Source organism: Bacillus sp. 3103sda1 (assembly GCF_024159135.1).
In the GTDB taxonomy this organism is placed as follows: domain Bacteria; phylum Bacillota; class Bacilli; order Bacillales; family Bacillaceae_G; genus Bacillus_A; species Bacillus_A rhizoplanae.
In genome coordinates this window covers 2,034,109-2,056,022 of the sequence record NZ_JAMYWS010000001.1, presented here as the reverse complement: position 1 = coordinate 2,056,022, position 21,914 = coordinate 2,034,109, and the positions used below count along the sequence as shown (strand labels likewise).

19 protein-coding genes are annotated in these 21,914 nt (G+C 35.7%); 6 read left to right on the top strand and 13 right to left on the bottom strand.

Features of this window, described 5'->3' with window-relative positions:
- Positions 1 to 101 precede the first annotated feature (101 nt).
- The 3 genes from cspD to NKR74_RS10260 all read left to right on the top strand — a co-directional run bounded on the left by cspD (position 102) and on the right by NKR74_RS10260 (position 2,860).
- The gene (gene cspD, locus NKR74_RS10270; protein ID WP_090911503.1) at positions 102 to 305 is read left to right on the top strand and encodes a cold-shock protein CspD; all 204 of its coding nucleotides are present in this window, start codon (positions 102 to 104) and stop codon (positions 303 to 305) included.
- 87 nt (positions 306 to 392) lie between these two features.
- Positions 393 to 578, top strand: coding sequence for a cold-shock protein (locus tag NKR74_RS10265; RefSeq protein WP_020061359.1), 186 nt, complete (start codon positions 393 to 395; stop codon positions 576 to 578).
- 581 nt (positions 579 to 1,159) lie between these two features.
- Positions 1,160 to 2,860, top strand: a complete 1,701-nt coding sequence (locus NKR74_RS10260) for a pyruvate oxidase (protein ID WP_253629459.1) — start codon at positions 1,160 to 1,162, stop codon at positions 2,858 to 2,860.
- 71 nt (positions 2,861 to 2,931) lie between these two features.
- Here NKR74_RS10260 and NKR74_RS10255 read toward each other — a convergent pair whose 3' ends face one another.
- The 4 genes from NKR74_RS10255 to NKR74_RS10240 form a co-directional block, all read right to left on the bottom strand.
- Entirely contained in the window at positions 2,932 to 3,339 is a 408-nt protein-coding gene (locus NKR74_RS10255) for an NUDIX hydrolase (protein WP_098307358.1), read from the bottom strand.
- Between the two features lie 33 nt (positions 3,340 to 3,372).
- Entirely contained in the window at positions 3,373 to 4,005 is a 633-nt protein-coding gene (locus tag NKR74_RS10250) for a YdbC family protein (RefSeq protein WP_253629458.1), read from the bottom strand.
- A gap of 193 nt (positions 4,006 to 4,198) precedes the next feature.
- A complete protein-coding gene (locus NKR74_RS10245) occupies positions 4,199 to 5,251 on the bottom strand; it encodes a metallophosphoesterase (protein WP_176524544.1) in 1,053 nt (350 codons plus the stop codon).
- A gap of 271 nt (positions 5,252 to 5,522) precedes the next feature.
- Entirely contained in the window at positions 5,523 to 6,059 is a 537-nt protein-coding gene (locus NKR74_RS10240; RefSeq protein WP_253629457.1) for a DinB family protein, read from the bottom strand.
- A 338-nt stretch (positions 6,060 to 6,397) separates the two neighbouring features.
- On the opposite strand from NKR74_RS10240, the gene NKR74_RS10235 reads away from it, so the two are divergent.
- Complete coding sequence (locus NKR74_RS10235) at positions 6,398 to 6,709, top strand: hypothetical protein (protein WP_253629456.1); 312 nt, start codon at positions 6,398 to 6,400, stop codon at positions 6,707 to 6,709.
- Between the two features lie 159 nt (positions 6,710 to 6,868).
- On the opposite strand, the gene NKR74_RS10230 is transcribed toward NKR74_RS10235, so the two are convergent.
- The 4 genes from NKR74_RS10230 to NKR74_RS10215 form a co-directional block, all read right to left on the bottom strand.
- Entirely contained in the window at positions 6,869 to 9,958 is a 3,090-nt protein-coding gene (locus NKR74_RS10230; protein ID WP_253629455.1) for an AAA family ATPase, read from the bottom strand.
- A complete protein-coding gene (locus tag NKR74_RS10225; protein WP_253629454.1) occupies positions 9,955 to 11,112 on the bottom strand; it encodes an exonuclease SbcCD subunit D in 1,158 nt (385 codons plus the stop codon). The genes NKR74_RS10230 and NKR74_RS10225 overlap by 4 nt, the downstream gene beginning before the upstream one ends.
- A 21-nt stretch (positions 11,113 to 11,133) precedes the next feature.
- Positions 11,134 to 11,373, bottom strand: coding sequence for a DUF2584 family protein (locus tag NKR74_RS10220; protein ID WP_098307342.1), 240 nt, complete (start codon positions 11,371 to 11,373; stop codon positions 11,134 to 11,136).
- Positions 11,374 to 11,789: 416 nt separating this feature from the next.
- The gene (locus tag NKR74_RS10215; protein WP_098307340.1) at positions 11,790 to 12,050 is read right to left on the bottom strand and encodes a hypothetical protein; all 261 of its coding nucleotides are present in this window, start codon (positions 12,048 to 12,050) and stop codon (positions 11,790 to 11,792) included.
- A gap of 747 nt (positions 12,051 to 12,797) precedes the next feature.
- On the opposite strand from NKR74_RS10215, the gene NKR74_RS10210 reads away from it, so the two are divergent.
- Positions 12,798 to 13,583, top strand: a complete 786-nt coding sequence (locus NKR74_RS10210) for an enoyl-CoA hydratase-related protein (RefSeq protein WP_253629453.1) — start codon at positions 12,798 to 12,800, stop codon at positions 13,581 to 13,583.
- A 14-nt stretch (positions 13,584 to 13,597) separates the two neighbouring features.
- Positions 13,598 to 14,650, top strand: a complete 1,053-nt coding sequence (locus NKR74_RS10205; protein WP_098307336.1) for an enoyl-CoA hydratase/isomerase family protein — start codon at positions 13,598 to 13,600, stop codon at positions 14,648 to 14,650.
- 78 nt (positions 14,651 to 14,728) lie between these two features.
- Here the strand turns inward: NKR74_RS10205 and NKR74_RS10200 are convergent, their stop codons facing one another.
- From NKR74_RS10200 to prpB, 5 genes are all read right to left on the bottom strand, one after another.
- Positions 14,729 to 16,189 (bottom strand): CoA-acylating methylmalonate-semialdehyde dehydrogenase, encoded by a 1,461-nt coding sequence (locus NKR74_RS10200; protein WP_253629452.1) that lies wholly within the window; start codon positions 16,187 to 16,189, stop codon positions 14,729 to 14,731.
- 44 nt (positions 16,190 to 16,233) lie between these two features.
- Positions 16,234 to 17,124, bottom strand: coding sequence for an NAD(P)-dependent oxidoreductase (locus tag NKR74_RS10195; protein ID WP_098307332.1), 891 nt, complete (start codon positions 17,122 to 17,124; stop codon positions 16,234 to 16,236).
- A gap of 16 nt (positions 17,125 to 17,140) precedes the next feature.
- Positions 17,141 to 18,850: an acyl-CoA dehydrogenase family protein gene (locus NKR74_RS10190; RefSeq protein WP_098307330.1), complete on the bottom strand. Its 1,710-nt coding sequence runs from the start codon at positions 18,848 to 18,850 to the stop codon at positions 17,141 to 17,143.
- A gap of 139 nt (positions 18,851 to 18,989) precedes the next feature.
- A complete protein-coding gene (locus NKR74_RS10185) occupies positions 18,990 to 20,750 on the bottom strand; it encodes a sigma 54-interacting transcriptional regulator (protein WP_253629451.1) in 1,761 nt (586 codons plus the stop codon).
- A 253-nt stretch (positions 20,751 to 21,003) separates the two neighbouring features.
- Complete coding sequence (prpB, locus tag NKR74_RS10180; protein WP_098307326.1) at positions 21,004 to 21,912, bottom strand: methylisocitrate lyase; 909 nt, start codon at positions 21,910 to 21,912, stop codon at positions 21,004 to 21,006.
- Positions 21,913 to 21,914 lie beyond the last annotated feature (2 nt).

Sequence of the window (21,914 nt, the reverse complement as noted above, 5' to 3'; positions counted from 1 at the left end):
TGCGTTCCTTATGGGTTTTTGATAATATGTGAATTTTTATTTTCTTAGAAATAAGACGGATCATATTATATTTATTTTTTTATTTTTAGGAGGCATTTACCATGACATTAACAGGTAAAGTAAAATGGTTTAACAGCGAAAAAGGTTTCGGATTCATCGAAGTTGCAGACGGAAACGACGTATTCGTTCACTTCTCAGCTATCACTGGCGACGGCTTCAAAACTCTTGACGAAGGTCAAGAAGTTAGCTTCGAAGTTGAAGAAGGTAACCGCGGACCTCAAGCTAAAAACGTTGTAAAGCTATAATTTAGACAATAAAAAGGTTGTTAACACGAACGGTTAACAACCTTTTTACTTATACAAACAAATATTTCACATAAAAGGAGTGATCTCATGTATCGTAACAAAAAGAATGACGTTGCAGAAGTAGCACCAGAAGAAATCCCAGTTTGGGAATGTGAGTCAGAAGAGTGCTTAGGATGGATGCGAAAGAACTTCGCATTTGAAGAACATCCGAAATGTCCTTTATGTGGAAGTGAAATGAAAAGCGGAGAACGTTTATTGCCTCGATTGGGATAAACCATAGGTTGCCCCTTGCAAGATGTTCTCTGCAAGGCTTTTTCTTTCATCTCTCCTAAATGATGATTCAAATGATTTCCAAGCTATACATAATTGCTAACAGCTATTGAACCCTCTTCCTCCCTTATTATCACCAGCATAAAATACATCATATTACTAACTAGATGAATCATTGAGTATTTTCTATTTTCCCTTATACTTCATTACAACAAAAAGCAAAGTAGTTTATTTACTACTTTGCTTTTTTGTTGTGCTTACTCCTTTATCCCGCATTAACGGGCAGTAAGACCCCCACCTCAAGATTGAGAGAAACGAAGAAGATAGGCGAGGGATCCACTGCCCGTAAAAGCCCGATTGGTTCAACTAACCATCAGTGAGGGATGAAGAAAACCCTCACTGATGGAAGTTTCACTTTATGTGGCTCTTTTTCCTACACAGCACTTCCATTCCCCCTTCTATATCGTATCATTGTGGATTATCGTACTTGAATAAGCTCCCTTTTCTATAGCTTCTATTTATTTGTATATTTTACCTAGTTTATCAAAAAATAAGTTTAGCTTAATAATAAAGGAGTGAGTACGTTGTTTCGAAAAACAGCCGGTGAAGTACTAGTCGATTTACTAATCGAATGGGGCGTTGATCACGTATATGGCATGCCTGGTGATTCCATTAATTCTATTATCGAACCTCTTCGTAAAGCACAAGATAAAATTAAATTCATTCAAGTTCGTCACGAAGAAGCAGGTGCTTTAGCAGCTGCTTCTTATGCAAAATTAACTGGAAAACTCGGCGTATGTATGGCAATCGCAGGGCCAGGTGCAATTCATTTACTAAATGGATTGTATGATGCCAAATTAGATCAAGCGCCCGTCCTCGCTATTACCGGCCAGATTGAGTCTGATTTAATTGGAACTGGTTTTTTTCAAGAAGTAAATTTAGAAAGAATGTTTGATGATGTCGCAGTTTATAACCAGCGAATCATGTCAGCTGAGCAACTGCCAGCTGTTGTAAATCAAGCAATTCGCATGGCTTATACAAAAAAAGGTGTGTCAGTTCTTACAATTCCAGATGACATTCAAAAATTTGAGGTAGATGCAAAAGCACGGATTACAACCTCTTCTTTCACGATGCCGGAGTTATTTCCGCAAAAACATGATTTAGAAAAAGCAACGGCTGCATTAAATGAAGCAGAAAAGCCTGTTATTCTAGCAGGAAAAGGGGCAAAAGATGCAAGGGAATCTTTGCTTGCTTTTGCAGAACATATTGGAGCTCCTATTGTGTTAACACTTCCAGCTAAGGGGATCATTCCAGATGAGCATCCACTTTGTATTGGTGGTTTAGGTTTAATCGGAACAAAACCTTCATATGAAGCGATGAAGAATGCCGATACACTCATTATGGTCGGCACTTCTTACCCATTCACAGGATTTTTACCAGACAAAGCAAAAACAATTCATATCGACACAGATCCAGCACAAATCGGAAAGCGTTATCCAACCGATATTGGTCTTGCTGGTAATGCTGATAAAACCTTAAAATGGCTCACACAAAATATTGAAAAGCATACTGATCACTCTTTCTTAGAACATCATCAAGAACTGATGAAGAAATGGGAAGAAAGACTGCACAATCAAGAAAACGACACTTCTATTCCAATTAAACCACAAAGAGTAATGCATGCTGTGCAGCAAGTTGCACACGATGATGCTATTTTATCAGTAGATGTAGGCAATGTAACAGTTTGGACAGCGCGCCATTTCCGTATGACAAATCAGCGCTTTATTTTATCAAGCTGGTTAGCAACACTTGGCTGCGGTCTTCCCGGCGCAATTGCTGGGCAGATTGCGTATCCAAATAAACAAGTTTTCGCAATTTGCGGAGATGGTGGATTTGGTATGACGATGAACGATTTTGTAACAGCTGTGAAATATAACCTCCCAATCATTGTAGTCGTATTAAACAACCATAAAATCGCTATGATTAAATTTGAACAAGAAGTAATGGGAAATATTGAGTTTGGTACAGAACTTACAAATCCAAACTTCGCGAAATATGCTGAGGCATGTGGTGGAATCGGTTACCGTGTGGAGAAACTCGAGGAATTAATGCCTGCTTTTGAAAAAGCTGTACAGCAAAATAAACCATGTATTATAGACGTTATCGTTGATGTCAATGAAGCCCCTATGCCGGCAAAAATTACATTCGCACAGGCAGCTGGCTATACAAAGCACATGCTGAAAGAGTTATTTGAAGAAGGAAAAATTGATTTACCTCCTTTATAAAAATACAAATATAAAACAGCGGTTTATTTTTCAATAACCGCTGTTTTATTGATATCTATCCTGTTATTTCATTAAAAAGCCACCAAAAATGGTTGTTTCTTTTCATCCAAACAATATAAAATACGCTCTTTGAAATTTGTCCATGTTACCATTTGCAATGCTTCTTCAATAGAAAAGTACCCAACTTCTAAACTTTCACTACTTGTTGTAAATTGTCCACCAACTGGCTTTCCTAGGAACAAATGATTGCAAATACATTGTGAAACATTTTGATACACTCCGCAATATTTTATAATTTCAATATCAATTCCAGTCTCTTCTTTCGCTTCTCTAATAGCACCTACTGGAATTGCTTCTCCTTCTTCTACTTGACCACCAGGGATTTCCCAGCCTCGCATTGGACTTTTTAAAAGTAAAATTTCATTTTTATCATTTAATACGACCGTTGCAGCCGTTACAATATGCTTTGGATAAGGCATACATCCCCCTCCTTTGTAAAAAACAATGAATTTCTATACACAATGAATAGGTAGTACAGACCAAGAGCTGACAAGTGTGATTTGTTTCCCCTCTATACGTAACACTTGTTCAGATGGGTTTGCTAAATGTTGTAATTGAGGGAATATTTCTTTTACATAATGTTGGTGAGCTGCTGCATTTTCCCATAAAGACAAAACAATGTAACGGTTCGAAGAAAGAGATCTTCCAACAACTCCTCCCATCATTCCTTCTATTCTTGCCATGCCTGGATTCCAAACGGTTTCTTGCATATGTAAAAATTGCTTTTCATGCCCTTGCTTCACATCACATATCGCTACTCGGAAGAAGGAACTATACTCCAGTGCTTCTACAAATGAGGTATCCTTTATGTCAAATAAAGATTGATATAGTTCTGTTTCACATGATGTATACGTACCTTTTTGATTGCTGCTATGAAAAATCGTATCATGTGTTTCATTCATAAAACTTTGATACATTTTCATATTTTCCCAGCAACCAACTATATAAGCCTCTGATTCATTCCATCCCCCAACTTGTCCATGAAATCCTTCTAATTCTTTCAACTCTCCCCATTGCTCTTGAGCAGTTGAAAATCGTTCCTTTTTTTCTTCGTCAACTTTACAATTAATAGACTTAATTAACATACTCGTATCCCCCTTATTTTCTATAAAAACCTTAATGTAGTTTATCTTTTTCTAATCACATCACTAAAATCTTATAATTTTATTTTAAAGAAATTGAACAAAAAAATCAAAATTATAAGAAAAATGCAATTACAAAAAGTAATACAACATAATAGAAAAAAACAAGGGTCAAAAATCCCCTTGTTTTTTCTACTCAATCAAATGTAAGTTCTATTTGAATAATCTCTGATCGACTCCCAAGTCTTAAAGCTGGTCCCCAAAATCCAAATCCCGAGGAAACAATCGCATGAAATAAATCTTTCTGTACATATCCCCAATCTAATTCGTACATTCTTCTTGTAATGATATGATTCGGCGCCATTTGTCCTCTATGAGTATGTCCAGACAATAATAAATCAACACCTGATACTTCAGCTTGCTTTAATTCAAAGGGCTGATGATCCATTGCAATGATTGGAAAACTCTTATCTACAGCACTCATTAACTCCTCAAAACTTTTACGATTTCGGTCCGTCTTATCTCTTCTTCCTACAATATAAAAACAATCTTCAATTTTTACAACTTCATCTAATAATATATTTACATCAATCTTATCCATTTCCTGCAAAAACTCCGGAATAGCCCCGCCGTAATATTCATGATTTCCTAGCACCCCATAGATGCCAAGCGGAGCATGCATTTGTTTCATCACTTGTCCCATATTCTTTTTTATAAAATATTCTGGATGATCGTCAATAATATCTCCTGGCAAAAGTATGATATCCGGTTTCATATCATTTACATGATCAACCAATCTTTGAAGGTGCGACAAGCCAGACAGTTTACCGAAGTGCATATCTGAAGCCATCGCAATTCGAAGTGTCTTACGATTATTAGCTTTTTTAGGTACGTGAATCTCGTATTTTCGAACGATTGGACTATACGCATTAAATGTTCCATAAACAAAAATAAGAACAAAAATAATAAGAACGATTAATCCAGTCCAAAAAATAGATTGTTCTTTCGGAATAGAGAACCAATCTAAAATGAATACCGTTACATCCGCTATTGGTAATAGTATGACTGCATATTGTACGACTGCAAACCAATAAGAACCAATTGTTCTAAGTGGTGAATCAAATTTAATCAATCGATCTAGAATATACGCGTATGAAAATAATCCAACTATAATCGCATAATATCCCCAAGATTGAACTTGAAAGGTCGTACGAATCCAAACCCAGCCATTCCATCCAATATAAATCATTAACAGCGTATATAGCGTAAATAAAATAATAATATTAAATAAATTTCTCGCTTTCAAAGTATCCCCCTCTTCTATATGTTTCATTATAACCATTCATTTACGATTGTTTACATACTATACATTTATGAATTAACAGTTATATCTAATGAGAATTTTATTTTGACATAAAAACTTTTATAATTCCACTGATACGCAGCAAAATTAAAAAGAGACTGATTCAGAATTTTTTATGAATCAATCTCTTTTTAACTTTCATTTACAATTTCATATTTCAGCTGAATGGATAAGCATCAGAACTCAAATAACGTTCTTTTATAATTTGGCGATGATGAAGCTCATGACCAGCAATAATGCTTGCCAATGCACGAACCGTTACTTCAGAATTATTTGCCACCCCTCTTTGTAACCAAGCTTCTTCATCTAAACTTTTAAGCAAATGCACGGTAGCTTGACGAACAACTGTTAAATTCTCAAGAAGATCTTGCATAGATTGCTTATCAAATGCAGCTCTTAGAACATACATATCATCGTTATATCCAGGAAGTTCTGCTGTCTCGCCTCTCGCTATAGAAAGCAGTCGATATCCCATAATACGTTCAGTATCCGCAATATGACCGATTACTTCTTTTATACTCCATTTATTAGGAGCGTAGCGAAAATGTCCCTCATCATCAGAAATATCCTTCAATAAAAGGTTCGTTTCCTTCACTTGCTCTTCTAATATATGTATGATATCTCCCTCTGGTAATAAGTTTATGTATGTTGAATAATACGGATTATATTCATTTGCTTCCGGTCTCTTTTGCATCTTGATCATCCTTTTTATTATTTTTAGAAAATAAAGTGGAACTTTCCTTAATGAAACAAGTTAGAAAAATTTATTATTATCTCCTTATAATTGTAATTCACTTCCCCTCATCATTTACAGCCATTATAAATTTACACAATATTCTATCCCCTTTACTATTTTAGTAGATTCTGCCATGATTTTCATCTCTAATAAAATATAAAATGGTATAATTTTCATTTAAAGCTGAGTCAAAGCTAACACTACATAAATAAGAACTAGTTTTAAAGAAGATTGACATTCCTGATTTTATTCCTTTTATTGGTGAATATGACTTTGAAATACGAGGCGAATTTGGATTGGGGACATTCGGTTACAAATTACGTGCAGGTCAAGAAACTGATGCGTATGCTGGCGCTGGAAAAGTTGATGGTGGAATATTTACTAAATTTAGTAAACCTGGGGGAATAATAAACATGTTTAAACAAGCAAGATTTATTAAAATTTTTGGGTTTTCAGCTTTATTTATCTTGAGCCTTTGTGCTCCTTATGGATTTTGGAAAAAGTTTACTCTTATTACTTTTGTACTTATACTAGCCTCCTTATCTTTTGGTACTACAAACTTACTAGAATGTATAACTAGTAAATTTAAAAAGAATGGAGGTAACTAGATTGTAGAAAAATTGCATAAAGGTAATACGACTGAAAGTAAATTAGTGCTATTTGAAACATTGTTAGAAATGTAAATACACATAAAACCTCTGTCAAATTAAAAACAGAGGTTTTATTATATAATTGTTACAGATTTACTCCAATCGAACCATATTTATCTATTTCACAACAAACCTCGTCTTACTACATCCATCTTTCTGCTTCATTACTTCAAGCACTGCTGGCATAGCGTTTTTCAATTCTTGTACGTGTGAGATTACACCAATAAAGCGACCTGATTTTTGAAGATCAATTAAAGCATCTACTGCTTTTGTTAACGATTCTTCATCTAATGAACCAAAGCCTTCGTCAATGAACATCGTTTCAATCGAAATACCGCCTTCGTATGATTGAATGATATCAGCCATACCCAGCGCTAAACATAGAGATGCGTTAAATTTTTCACCGCCGGACAATGTTTTCACATCACGTGTTTGCCCCGTATAAGCATCATACACATCTAATCCTAAACCACTTTGACGATTTCGTTTTTCCACGCGTTCACTTCGTTTTAAATAAAACTGTCCGTTTGATAGTTTACGAAGTCGTTCATTGGCTACTTGAACAATTTGCTCTAAATATTCTATTAAAATGTAACGCTCAAACGAAATGCGGCTTTCATTGTCACCTTTCATAACTTCATATAAATCAACAAGCTCTTGGAATGCCGCTTCTTCTTCATGAATTTGTTCATCAATGCGGCAAATATTTTCATGCAAATCGGAAATATATTCATTGGCACTTTTTGTACGCTGACGCTGTTCTTTTATGATATCAAGCTGAATTTCTAGTTCTTTCAACTGTTCTTCTAGTTGCGTTAACTCTGTCCATTCTTTTCCTTGTAATTGCTCTGTTAATTCTTCAATTTGTTTTGTTAATACTTCAAGCATAGAGTAGTAGGATTGAATGTGTTGTTGTAAATCGTTACGCTCTGCGTCTGATAATTTAGCCTCTGTGTATGCCTGCTGACTCACAAAACCACTTGCTTCAAGTTCTGCCATAAAACGTGCATACTTTTCTTCTTTGTTCTCATTTCCTTGTGTATATTGTTGCTGCGCTGCTTTATATGCTTCTTCAACACGAATTTTTTCACTGGTGCAACGCTGAAATTCCTCTTGTGCTCTTTGCCATGATTCTTGCAGACGACGAAGTAAAGAGGCTTTTGCTTCATACGCTTGTTGCCACGCTTCTAATGTTTGCATCTCTGCTGGAATTTTTTCTTTGTCATTTTCATACGATGTTCGCAGTTGAATCGATTCCATTTCAGAGCGATGCAGTTTTTCTTCTATATCACGTTTAGTTGCTTGCAACATATCTAATTCTTCTTCTAGCTTTTGAAGCTGCGATGATAATTGTTTACGTTCTTCTTCACTTTCTTTTAATTCATTTACTTCTGCAGCTAGCTGTTTTCCTTGTTGGATTAACGTTTGATACGCATCTGCTAACTCTGATACAGCGTACCCCCGAGCCTGTACTTCTTTACATAATTCTTCATATTGACCTTTATAAAAATTACATTTTTCTTCTATTTGAACGTGTTGCTTTTCAGCTTGTACTTTTTGTTCACGAAGAATATTTAACTGTTCTTCATTAATAGACACTTCTTGTTCAGTTGCTTTGTTTGGGTGAGAGGTACTACCACAAACCGGGCAAGGTTTACCATCATGTAAATGAATCGCTAACTGACCAGCTTGTTCGCTTAACCATGATTTCTCCAACGTTTCATACGCTTGTTGAGCCGCACTCATACGTTCTAATACACCTTTTCTTTCCCTCTCATACTTTTGCACTTCTTGCCACACTTGATATGCGTCTTTTAATACTTTTGCATCTTCACGCATACGACTTAACTGTTCTACTTTTGCTCGGTATTGCTCAAGTGCTTGTTCAATCTGTTTTAGCTTACCTGAAAGCTGTTGCTTTCGTGTACTGCTGAATTCTTGCTGTTTCTCTAATTTACTTACCTCAAGCTTAAATTGCTCCATTTGTTTTTCTGATGCCGCTAATTTTATTTTTTTATCAGCAAATGTGGCGATAACCTCTTTTAACTCTTCTAACATTTGTACGTTTCGCTTCGTTTCTTCACGAACTGTTTCATTGTTTTTTTCTTGTTCGTACTGCTGCTCCGCACGCTCATAAGCTAATACAAATTGTTCTTGTTTGGCAGCAATTTGTTTCATATATTGCTCGGCTTGCTGAGCACTTTGAACCGCTTCATCATACCACTGTTCAAACGGTAATAACCGGCTTGCTTGCTCTGCACGTTTAAATTGTTGTTCTTTCACTTCAATAGAAGAACGTTCCTGTTGCAATGAGTCATAACGATTTTGTTTTGTTTGCAAATCTTGCAATCTATCATTTAAAGCCTTCGCTTCATGATACCCTGTTTCCGCTTCTTTTAATTGCTTTAGCTGTATTGATTCTTGTTTTTCTAATTGCTTTTCTTGTTTTTCATAAAAAGCGATTTCTTGTTGAAGTGCTTCTACTACTTGATGTGTATTTACATGTTCTTGATTTGCTAATATTTCAAGCAGTGCACCGTCCCGCACCGGAAGCTTGAAAACGTTACGAAAGTACAATTCTCGTTCTTTTTGCTTTTCTTGCAGAACATCTTTCCATTCTTTACGCTTTTGATCTAATAACTCTCGCATTAATTTATATCGATCCGTTTTAAAAATACGGCGTAAAATTTCTTCTTTATTTTCTGTTTCAGATGTTAATAGTTTACGGAATTCACCTTGTGGAAGCATTACAATTTGACTAAATTGATGCTTACTAAGACCAATTAAATCTTCCACTTTTTTGTTTACATCCGTCACATGGAAACGATCTACACAAGGAATTTGTTCGTCATTAACGACTTCATAAAATTCAATCGCATGACCTGTAATCGTTTTGTTGCCTTGTTTTTTATGACCAAGTTGACGCTTTATACAATAGGTTTTTGCTTTTAATTGAAATAATAATTCAACGCTTGTATACACGTTATCATCAGCAAATTGACTACGAAGCATACTCGTATCATTGCGTTCTTCTCCACTCGCTTCTCCGTACAGCGCATAACAAATCGCATCAAAAATCGTTGTTTTTCCTGCACCTGTATTTCCAGAAATCGCAAAGATTCGATGTTCACCTAATTCTTCAAAATCAATTGTTTCCTGCTGCTTATAGGGACCAAACGCTGTCATAATAAGTTTGATAGGTCTCATGCTCTCTCCCCCTCTCGCTCATGAACTGTCTTTAATACTTCTAAGAAGAGACGCTCTTTTTCTTCCGATAACTCAGTCCCTTTCATTTCTTTATAAAAAGCTTTCACAAGGGAAAGATCATCCATTTTATGACGTGAAGTGACTGTAGTATTTTCATTCGCCAGCTCTTTTCTTTGCATAACACGCTCTACATGCATCGCATTTGGATAAACAGAACGAATCTTTTCCATTGGCTGCAATACAGGATTTTCATCTAATAATTTCACAAATACGTAGTCTTCACAAACAGGATGTTGCAACAATTCATCAATTTTTGCTTCAACCGTTCTCATTTTACGTTGCGGTGTTAATAACCGTTTCTCAATTGTTATTTCTCCTGTTTCATTTAATTCAACAATGGAATATCCTTTTTTGTGATGCTCTTCCGAAATCGAATACGCGAGCGGCGAACCCGCATAACGAATTGTTTCATTACGTACGTAATGCGCTTGGTGTAAATGACCAAGTGCCGTATAATGGAAGGCATCAAAATAATGACTGTTTACATATTCTGCTCCGCCAATTGATAATGGCCTCTCAGCATCACTTGTATTTTCTTCCGCTTCCCCAGACGCTGTTACGAAAGCATGTCCGATAAAAACATGACGCGCCTCTTTATCCATACTTTCCGATAACTCATTCATAAAAATACGCATCGCATCATCATGACTACGAATATCATCATTTTTCATCACATGACGAACAATGCTCGGATCAACATATGGAACCAAATGGAAATGCACTTCTCCGTATGCATCATTCATGATAACAGGCTCATATGGATATTGAAATTGCCCAATAATATGCAGCCCTTGTTTCTTCATTAAGCCGCTCCCAAAATGAATACGGTCTGGACTATCATGATTCCCAGCTATCGCAAGTACTGGCGTTTGTAATTCAATCACAATTTTTTGTAATACTTCATTTAATAAATCTACTGCTTCTGTTGGCGGAATTGCGCGGTCGTATAAATCTCCTGCAATAATCACGGCATCTGGTTTTTCCTCTTCAACAGCTTGTACGAATTGCTCTAAGACATAACGCTGATCTTCTGTCATATAAACACCGTGAACAAGCTTTCCTAAGTGCCAATCGGCTGTATGAAAAAATTTCATCTTTCCCTTCCTTTCTTTTTATTAGTTCACAGATTGAAGTGAAATAAGCTGATATAAAAGCGTCGTCTTCTCTTCTGTCCATTCCACTTTTTTTACAACTGCACTTCCAACAAGTTCTTGATTTGTTTTATACACTGGCAATATTTCATCAACTACAAATAAATGATACCCTTCTAAAATTAACTGAAATATATTATCTTCTATATGTAATCGTTTCTCTGTTTCGTTTACAATAATCTTTGTATGCATTTCAAATTTCATGCGAAAACACCCCTTTTTTATGTCTCTATTTTAATAGTATAGCGGGCATTACTGATTGACAAGAGAATCAGTAAGAAAGGTAGGACTTCCCTAATGAACATTCCCTCTACTTACAACATTATAACTGCAATATATCTTCAACTTCTCATTTGTAGTATGAGAAAAGTAATAAAAGAATATGAAAACTCCCGCCACTTATCTCCTTTAAATCTTGAAGTAAGAGTTTTCCATGTACCATCTTCAACAAACACCTTTAGAACTGCTTTTTTTCAATATGTTATAAGAGCCCCTTCACATCTGCGAATAGCGAGATAGATGCAAATAATGTTGCTGATGCTTTTGTTAACATTTTAATTTTTAATACGGTATGTGAAATTAAATATTTATTTAAAATAAAAATGCCGTTTACGGCACTTTTATTTTTGTAAATAATCCTTCATTACAACGTACAAAACAATAAATAATAATACTGTTGTCAAAAGCCACGAAAGAATCGCAACGTAATCATTTTGATTTAATGCAAAACTAATCGCAATTGTTAAGATAAGGACCGGGAATACAAATCGTACTTTATCTTGTATAGTATCATGCTGTGCATCTTCTTGATGAAAATAGAAAGTTAAACCAATCATAAGAGAAGATAAAATAATGACCGATAATAACAAAGGCCCTGACATTCCGATCTCCCCTTTCTTTTCTTTCCTTTCTAAGGGCACATTAGACATTCTATACTTATAATAAATAAAGCTTATAAGCGAACTTAATACATATGACATATTAGCAACAAAACAAAAAATTCAAATACAGAAAATGTATTACCCATATTTATTTAAACCTTTATTCTAAAAAATTACAAATTATATATTTAGTAAAAATCTGTTCAAAACAATATCCGTTAGAAGTTGTATATTCCTTTTTCTCTAATGAAAATCCTCTAAAAACAACTCGTCAAAATATGCCAAGTTTTCATTTCATAAATTCTCATGCTTTCCTTCTTTACATATTTTTGATTGTTTACCACTTTTTTATTTTAAAAGACATATTCTTTCAGTCTAAAAACTTTAGCATAATGATACAAAAAAACACGAAACAACGCACTACTTCTCTTCTATTTTCTACAGTATACTCATTTGCTCTTCATTTTAAAACAAAAAAAGACATGCAATATGGCAGGATTCAAGAAATAAAACAAGAAAGATATACACAAGAGCTCATCTTTCATAACGATTCAGGAGATCGCTACATATTTTAATTCGTTGCTACAATTATCACCATAGATGCTCCCGCTCTGTCTTCTTATAAAATGTCTATTTGTTTAGACACTTAAACATTTTGTGTCCAATCCATCCTTGCTAATATACAGCATTTGAATTGGCACAGTTCTTGCAAAAATAAATATATGATCATAAAGGAGGATATAGATAATGGAAACCAAATTTGCAAATATAAGAAAACAAAACTTTATTACAATAGTAGAGGTGAACAATGCCCCAGCAAATGCTTTATCATCTGCATGCATAGCTGAATTACGCTCAATCTTTTCAATGCTTGCTGAGGATGACGAAACAAGGGCTATTATTCTAACAGGTGCCGGACGTTTTTTTGTAGCTGGTGCCGATATTAAAGAGTTTGTTTCTGCACTAGGAGATCAAGAGAAAGGATTAGCAATGGCAAAAGCAGGACAAGCACTTTGTGACAAAATAGAAGCCATGAAGAAGCCAGTCATTGCTGCCATAAACGGTCCTGCTCTTGGCGGTGGATTAGAGTTAGCTATGGGATGTCATTTTAGAATTACATCAGATACTGCTATTCTCGGTTTACCGGAATTAAAACTTGGATTACTCCCAACATTCGGCGGTACACAACGCCTTAGCAGAATAACAAATATGGCAACGGCTTTAGACTTAATTTTAACTAGTAAACAAATAAGCGGAAAAGAAGCAGCCAATCTCGGTCTTGTTCAATTGGTTGTTTCCCAAGAAGAATTATTACCAACTGCTCTCTTAATTGCTCAATCCTTTCTCGAAGGAAAAAGCATGACTAGTGTCACACGTGCCGTAGAATGTATTACACAAGGATATAACGAAAATATATCTGAAGGCTTGAAAAGAGAGCGCGAGAAATTCTCTGAATTATTTTTAACTGATGACGCTAAAGAAGGCATTCAAGCTTTCATCGAGAAGCGGAAACCTAACTTTATACATTTATAAAAGGAGGATATGTTATGACTGATCAAGTTCTATTTTCAACTAACGAAAATGGTGTAGCCACTATTACGTTAAATCGTCCGAAAGCACTAAACTCACTTTCTTATGAAATGATAGGACCGATTACACAAAAGTTAAAAGATTGGGAAGCTGATGATCAAATTCATCTTGTCATTATAAAAGGCGCAGGTACGAAGGGACTTTGTGCTGGTGGTGATATCAAGACACTTTACGAGGCTCGTTTACATGAATCTGCCATGAAAAAAGCAGAGCAATTTTTTGAAGATGAATATAAATTAGATATGCTCGTTTATAAGTTTTCTAAACCGATTATCGCATGTTTAGATGGCTTTGTTATGGGCGGAGGCGTCGGACTAACTTCCGGAGCGAGCCATAGAATTGTAACTGAGCAGACGAAGTGGGCCATGCCAGAAATGAATATTGGCTTTTTCCCGGATGTCGGGGCTGCCTATTTCTTAAATAAATCTCCAGGGTATATAGGACGTTACTTAGCATTAACAGCTTCTGTTATTAAAGCTCCTGATGTACTATATATAAACTGTGCAGATTTTTACATGACAAACGAAAACTTAAATGCTTTTCTTAACCGTGTCGAACATATAGATTGGCCTGTAAAAGACATACATACAACATTGACACAACTGGTAAATGACTATTCTGAGCTTCCTGTTAACGAAAGTGAGCTAGCGTCATTCCAAACAGACATTAACAATCACTTTTCTTTTCACACAGTTGAAGAGATTATACATTCATTAGAAAAAGATGCTAGCCATTTTGCAGCTAAAACAAAAGAAACAATTTTATCAAAATCCCCATTCTCCTTAAAGATTACTTTAAAACAACTAATTGATGGAGAAGAAAAAACGTTAGAGGATTGCTTTAATACTGATCTTGTACTTGCTAAAAATTTTATGAAACATGAAGATTTTTTCGAAGGAGTACGTTCAGTTGTCATTGACAAGGACCAAAATCCGCAATATAAATATAAGAAATTAGAAGATGTTTCAGACGAGGTTGTGAACAGCTTTTTCAACCTTTTAAGAAGCTAATTATATCAAGTGAAGCTTATACATTTTATTTCAAATAAAAAAAGTGTCCAATACCATGGACACTTTTTTATATTCTTCTTAAAACCAGCGTTCTGTCACTACTTTTTTACGTGTATAAAATTGTACACCATCTTTTCCATTTGTACCTAAGTCACCGTAGAAAGAAGCTTTATTTCCTGCAAATGCGAAAAATGCCATTGGAGCTGGAACGTTTACGTTTACGCCAATCATCCCTGCATCGATATTATCACGGAATGTTTGTGCGTGTTTACCACTTGACGTATAAATGACTGCACCGTTTGCAAATTTTGATTGGTTTGTAAGCTTAATTCCTTCTTCTAAATCCTTTACTCTCACAATGCTTAATACTGGAGCAAAAATTTCATCTTGCCAAATTTTCATATCTTGATTCACACTATCAAAGATTGTTGCTCCAACGAAATACCCTTCCCCAACTTCTTCATTAATTTTACGGCCATCTACTAATAAAGTAGCTCCATCTGCTACACCGCTATTAATATAGCCTAGTACACGCTCTTTATGAGATTCACGAATTAATGGACCTACATAATTTTCTTCATGGAAACCATCACCGACTTTTAATTTACGCGTTTCTGATACAAGAACATCAATGAATTCATCAGCAATTTCATCCACTACCGCTACAACAGAGCATGCCATGCAGCGCTCTCCACTGCTCGCAAATGCAGAACCAATGACACCTTGTACTGTCTTTTCAATATCGCAGTCCGGCATAACAATTGCATGGTTTTTCGCTCCTGCAAGTGCTTGTACTCGTTTTCCATATTTTGTTCCTGTTTCGTATACATAGCGTGCAACTGGCTCAGATCCAACAAATGAAACAGCTTGAATATCTTTATTTTCTAAAATGCTATTTACAACATCTTTTCCACCTTGTACTAAGTTTAAAACCCCTTTCGGGAAGCCCGCTTCATAGAATAATTCTACTAGTCTTTCTGCTAAAAGCGGCGTTCTTTCAGATGTTTTTAATACAAATGTATTACCGCAAGCGATTGCTAATGGGAACATCCATAGTGGAATCATCATCGGGAAGTTGAACGGTGTAATACCCGCAACAACTCCAATTGGGTATCTCCAAATTGAACCATCAATTCCACCTGCAATATTTGGAAGTGCTTGCCCCATCATTAAATTTGGTGTTGATGTTGCCAGCTCTACAGCTTCAATCCCTCGCTGCACTTCGCCAGTTGCATCTTTTAATGTTTTACCATTTTCTAATGTAATGATTTTTGCAAGCTCATCTTTGTTTTCTTGTAAAAGTTGTAAATATTTATATAGCTGTCTTGAGCGATTTGGAACTGGTACTTTAGACCATGTTTCATATGCTGCTTTTGCAGCTTCAACAGCACGATCCACATCTTCTTTTGGAGAAAGTGGAACATAAGCAATTATTTTCCCAGTCGCAGGATTCGGAACAGCTTCCACTTCTGTGCCAGTAGATTCTACCCATTCACCATTAATATGATTTTTCACGCGTTTAATTTCTGTTGTAATCATTGTATTCGCTCCTTTTTATTTTTTATATTTGCTAGTATTCATTGTTATTTATGACTAGAGATTAATTGTTCACTTACCTTTTGATATAAAGCAGCCATGTCTTTTTCACCATATCCCGCTTTATCAGCTTCATCATACAAATTCAAAAGCATTTCACTCACTGGTAAGTGAAGCTCACCTTCTTTTGCTAAATCAACTGCAAATCCTAAGTCTTTCTTTAGTAGATTTACAGTAAATCCTGGTTCATAGTTTTCTGGCGCAATAAAGCTTTTATAATTGCGCTCATAAATTCTACTTTGTCCATAACTCACATTTAAAATATCAAACATTTTATCTAAATCCATATTGTTTTTCTTTGCTAATGTCAGAGCTTCACTAACACCTGCTGTATAAAAACCAATTAATAAGTTATTAATCAATTTTACAGTTGTACCACTATCAATTTGCTCACTCACATGAAATATATTTGCTCCCAATACTTCCATCACTGGTAAACCTTTTTCATATACTTCTTTTGATCCACCAACCATAAAAGTTAATGTGCGGTTTTCCGCTCCAATTACTCCACCGCTAACCGGTGCAGCCAAGAAATCGACTTTTTTATCCTTCGCAGCATCTGCAAGCTTTTTATTTAGTTGCGGAGCTACTGTGCTTGTATCAATTAAAACAACATTCGAATGACTATTCTCAATTAAACCTTCTTCTCCAAAATAAACAGCTTCAACAGCTCGCGGTGACGGTAAACTTGTAAAAATCAAATCACATGTTTCTGCTAATTTTCCAATTGATAAACCGATGATTCCCCCTTCTTTCTCGAAGGAAGCTTCAGCATCTTTATTTAAATCGACTCCATATACCGTATAATTTGATTTAACTAAATTTTTAGACATCGGAAGACCCATGTTACCTAAACCGATAAAACCAATCTTTTTCATACTGCTCTCCTCCTATTTAAACAATATATTTCCCGCGATTTATAATCGTTTTTGCGATTTCTCTCTTTTTCGTAAACAAGTTCGTGTATAGAGGTACTGACAGTTGACGAATTTCATCTAGAATGGCGTTTCTAGTTTGCTCTTCTTGCACCGCTGCAGAAAGAAGAACAATTGCTGCTGATTCTACTTTTCGATATCCTTCTTCACAAAGCACATCCGTTATAAACTGTTTTGTACGTTCTTTTTCTTCACCATTTTTACTGATCGCTTTCTTTGTACGTAAAAATGCCGATTCCATTACATATACATCTTTCAACATGTCTGCTAACACGCGTGAATATTCTTGTTCTTGTTCGATTTTTAATTCAGGAGTTTGAGATAGCGTTTTCAAAGATTGCTTCAATAATTGTTTCGATAATAAAATATAACGATGATTTCGTTCTATATTTTCAAATGTGTCTTTATCTACTTGGTCCCCTAGTTGTTTCGTTTGTTTCATTAACATTTTCGCGACTGTTAAGCGGTTAATTTCATTCGTTCCTTCAAATATACGGCTAATTCTAGCATCACGATATAATCGTTCTACTTCATATTCTTGCATATAACCATAACCACCATGAATTTGTACCGCTTCATCCACAATATTTCCAAGTGTTTCTGAAGCATTCACTTTGTTGATCGCACACTCCATTGCAAACTGAGACATTTTCTGCATAATACCTTCATCACTCTCATGAATTGCTTCATCAATTACGCCTGCTGTTCGATAAGCTGCACTCTCTGCACCGTATGTAGCGATAATCATATTTGCAATTTTCTCTTGAATCATCGTGAAATCAACTAATTCTGTTTGAAACTGTTTTCGTTCTTTTCCGTATTGAACAGATAGGCCAATTGCTTGCTTTGCTGTTCCAATATTTCCGAAAGCAAGTTTCAATCTAGCAAAATTGAGAATATTAAGAGCTACGTGATGTCCCTTTCCTACTTCCCCTAGTACATTTTCAGCAGGAATGACGACATCCTCTAAAATCAGTGTCGCAGTTGAAGAACCTTTAATACCCATTTTCTTTTCTTCTAGGCCAATCGAAACGCCTTCACATGTTCTTTCGACAATAAATGCTGTCATTCCTTTATTTGTCTTTGCAAAAACAACATATACGTCAGCCATATGAGCATTTGTAATCCACTGTTTTTCACCATTTAATGTCCAAGCTGTTCCTTCTTCATTTAAGACAGCACTTGTTTTTGCACTTAATGCGTCAGATCCAGCATTAGGTTCTGTTAAAGCATAAGCTCCAATCCATTCGCCTGATGCAATTTTAGGTAAGTATTTTTCCTTCTGCTCTTTTGTTCCGTAATATATATATGGCAGCGTTCCTACTCCAGCATGAATATTAAAGGAAACACTAAAGGCTCCTGCATATCCCATCTTTTCCGCCACAAGTCCAGAAACTGCTTTCCCTAATTCAAATCCACCATACTCTTCTGGAACCTCTATACTCAACAATCCAAGTTCTCCAGCCTTTTCAAACAACCTGCGGGAAACTTGATAATTGTGCTGCTCGATATTTTCAATTTGAGGAACAATTTCCTGTTTCACAAATTGTTCTGTAGTTTTTGCGATTAAATCTTCATCATCTGAAAAATCCTCAGGTGTAAAAAAGGTTGTCTTAAGCTCCTGATTCAGCGAAAAAAATTCGTTCCATTGCAACTTTGTTTTCTCCATCTGTATCCCCCTATCATTTCGGTCTTCATTTTATTTATGTGCAAAATCTATGCCAATCTAAAAACTTGATAGAACAAGGGCAAAATGAAAAGAAAACGTAAAACTGTCTAGACAGTTTTACAATTGATATAACAATTGTTTAGATTTTGAATCTTGACAATTTATTATAAAGGGTCGCCCTAGAAATCCCTAACAATGCCGCTGCTTTTGACTTATTTCCTTTTGCTTCTTTTAAAACGCGTTCAATTAATCCTCTTTCTTCCTCTTCACGTACTACTTTCATCGCTTCTTGTTTTGCTGGTAAAGACTGAATCATAGGTACTAATTTCTTTTGCTCCATATCCCGATAATAAAATTCTTCTGGTAAATCCTTAGCTCGTATATGTGCATCATCTGATAGTGCAAATAGCCTTTCTAACACATTGATTAATTCCCTGACATTACCCGGCCAATTATAATGGAACATAAGGCGTAATACTTCTTTATCAAGTGTCTTTTCTTCGGCACCATACATTTGACATAACTTTTGTAAATGTTCTTCGACAATGAGTGGTATATCTTGTTTTCGAAAGCGAAGCGGTGGAATATGAATCGGAATAACATGAAGACGATGATATAAATCCTCCCTAAAAGTTCCTTCTCTAACCATTTGTTTTAAATCTTTATTTGTCGCTGCGATTAGCCTGAAATCAACAGGAATTGGATGTGTACCACCTATTCTTTCTATTTCCCTTTCTTGTAAAACACGCAAAATTTTTACTTGCGTTAATAGAGACATATCGCCAATCTCGTCTAAAAATAATGTTCCATGATTTGCAAGTTCAAACTTCCCTGCCTTCCCATTCTTTTTCGCACCTGTAAAAGCACCTTCTGCATAACCAAACAATTCAGATTCTAGTAAATTATCAGGAATAGCAGCACAGTTCACACTAATAAATGGACCGTCTTTTGTTATACCGGTATCATGTATAGCACGTGCAAATTGCTCTTTACCAACACCGCTTTCCCCAGTAATTAATACTGATGCTTTTGATCCAGCTGCTTTTCGAGCCATTTTTTTCGTTTCAGAAATTGTTTGGCTTTCTCCAAGAATATCTTCAAATCGAATCTGTTTCTTTTTCGGTTTAGAAAACGTTGGTTTGATTGTCCTATCCTTTTGATCAAATCGTTCTAGTATTTTATAAATATCTGAAATCCCTTCATGAATAAGCATCCCTACAGCACCTATCACTCTTCCATGCTTCCAAATCGGCATCCGGTGCACAACTAGATTCTGTCCTTGCAGACGGTGCACTTGATTTCTTTCTGGTACTCCTGTTTTTAATACAACTGGAAGCCGCGTATTCTCAATTACATTTTCAGCGCGCTGCCCAATTGCTTCTTCTTTCGTTACACCAACAAAGCGACTATACGTGTCATTAAACATTTGGATAACTCCATTTTCATCCACAATTGCAATACCTTCGTATGCAGTATCAAAACAAAGTTTAAACCACTCTATCGTTTGATGTGCACATTTGATTTCTTGAACCAAATCTTTATGAAAGGCTAATAATTCCTTATTACTGAACACTCCTTTAAGCTCTTTGTTTTCCTCACAGGTAACGTAAAGTGGAATATTCTCTAACTCGCTTAATGAAAACTCTTCCCTTACGTTATAGAAAGAATGTCTCAGTATAGTAACAATCGGTTCATCCCACTCTGAATGATCCTCTAACCACTTTACACAATCGATTAGTTTAACAACCCCAATCACATGATTATTTTCTAAAACAGGGAGTTCTGCGCTCTCTGATTCAGCTAGTAGTCGTAATGCTTCTCGAATTGTATCATCTTTCCTCAAAATGTACGGGTCCCGCTTCATCCAATTTCGAACAGATTCATATTTTGCGGCCATCATAACTGAATTTCCCTTCCTTTAGAATGTCTATACTCCTCTTTTCCTATCTGGTTAACACGCTAATGCTTTTCTACCGTGGAAAAAATATTATGATAAAATGCAACTACATAAACGAGGATTTCGTTTCTTTTTCGTCCAAAAACTTTTATCAATCTCATTCTTACTGCCCGTTAATATGAAAAAAAGCGATGATTCATTTCACATCAAGCAGGTGTTTTTGCTAAAGATGTGTATCATCGCTTTCTTATTTTATTTATTGCCCATCAGATAAGACGGTTTTTGCAATTCCCTTATCTAACTCTTCAAAATCATGGTACGAAATTGTTTCATACAATTCACTTCTTGTTTGCATATCAGAAAGCCCTTCTTTTTGCGATCCTTCCTCTTTTATGAGATGAAAAATACGCTCATAAGCTTTTGCTGCTACGCGAAGAGACGTCACTGGATATATGACCATTTGATAACCGATATTGGCAAACTCTTCAGCAGTATAATACGGTGTTTTTCCAAATTCGGTCATATTAGCAAGTAAAGGTACTGTTACTTTCTTTGTAAATAAACGAAACTCTTCTTCTGATTGCAAAGCTTCTGGGAAAATAGCATCTGCACCTGCTTCTATGTAAGCAATTGCTCTCTCAATCGACGCATCTAACCCTTCAACTGCACGAGCATCCGTACGAGCTACAACAACCATCGATGGTGCTACTTCTTTTATAACTTTAATTTTTTGTTGCATTTCTTCAATGGAAACAAGTTTTTTCCCATTGAGATGTCCACACTTTTTAGGGAGTTGCTGATCTTCAATTTGGACAGCGGCTACATTTGCTTCCACCATTTCTACAGCAGTTCTCGCTACATTTAACACTCCACCAAATCCTGTATCAATATCGACAAGAAGAGGTAAATCCGTTGCTCTAACAAGATCTCTTGCTCTTTCAGCTACTTCAGTAGATGTTACAATACCTAAATCTGGTAAACCCTTACTTGCTGTATAAGCAGCTCCCGATAAATAAAGAGCTGAAAATCCAGTATTTTTTGCAACAAGAGCAGCCATCGCATCATGTGCACCAGGAATTTGCAAGATTTCAGGTGCTTCTACTAAAGCTCGGAATCGATTGGCAAGTTCTTCTTGTGTTGACAGTTTATTCACAACCCAAGCCATTC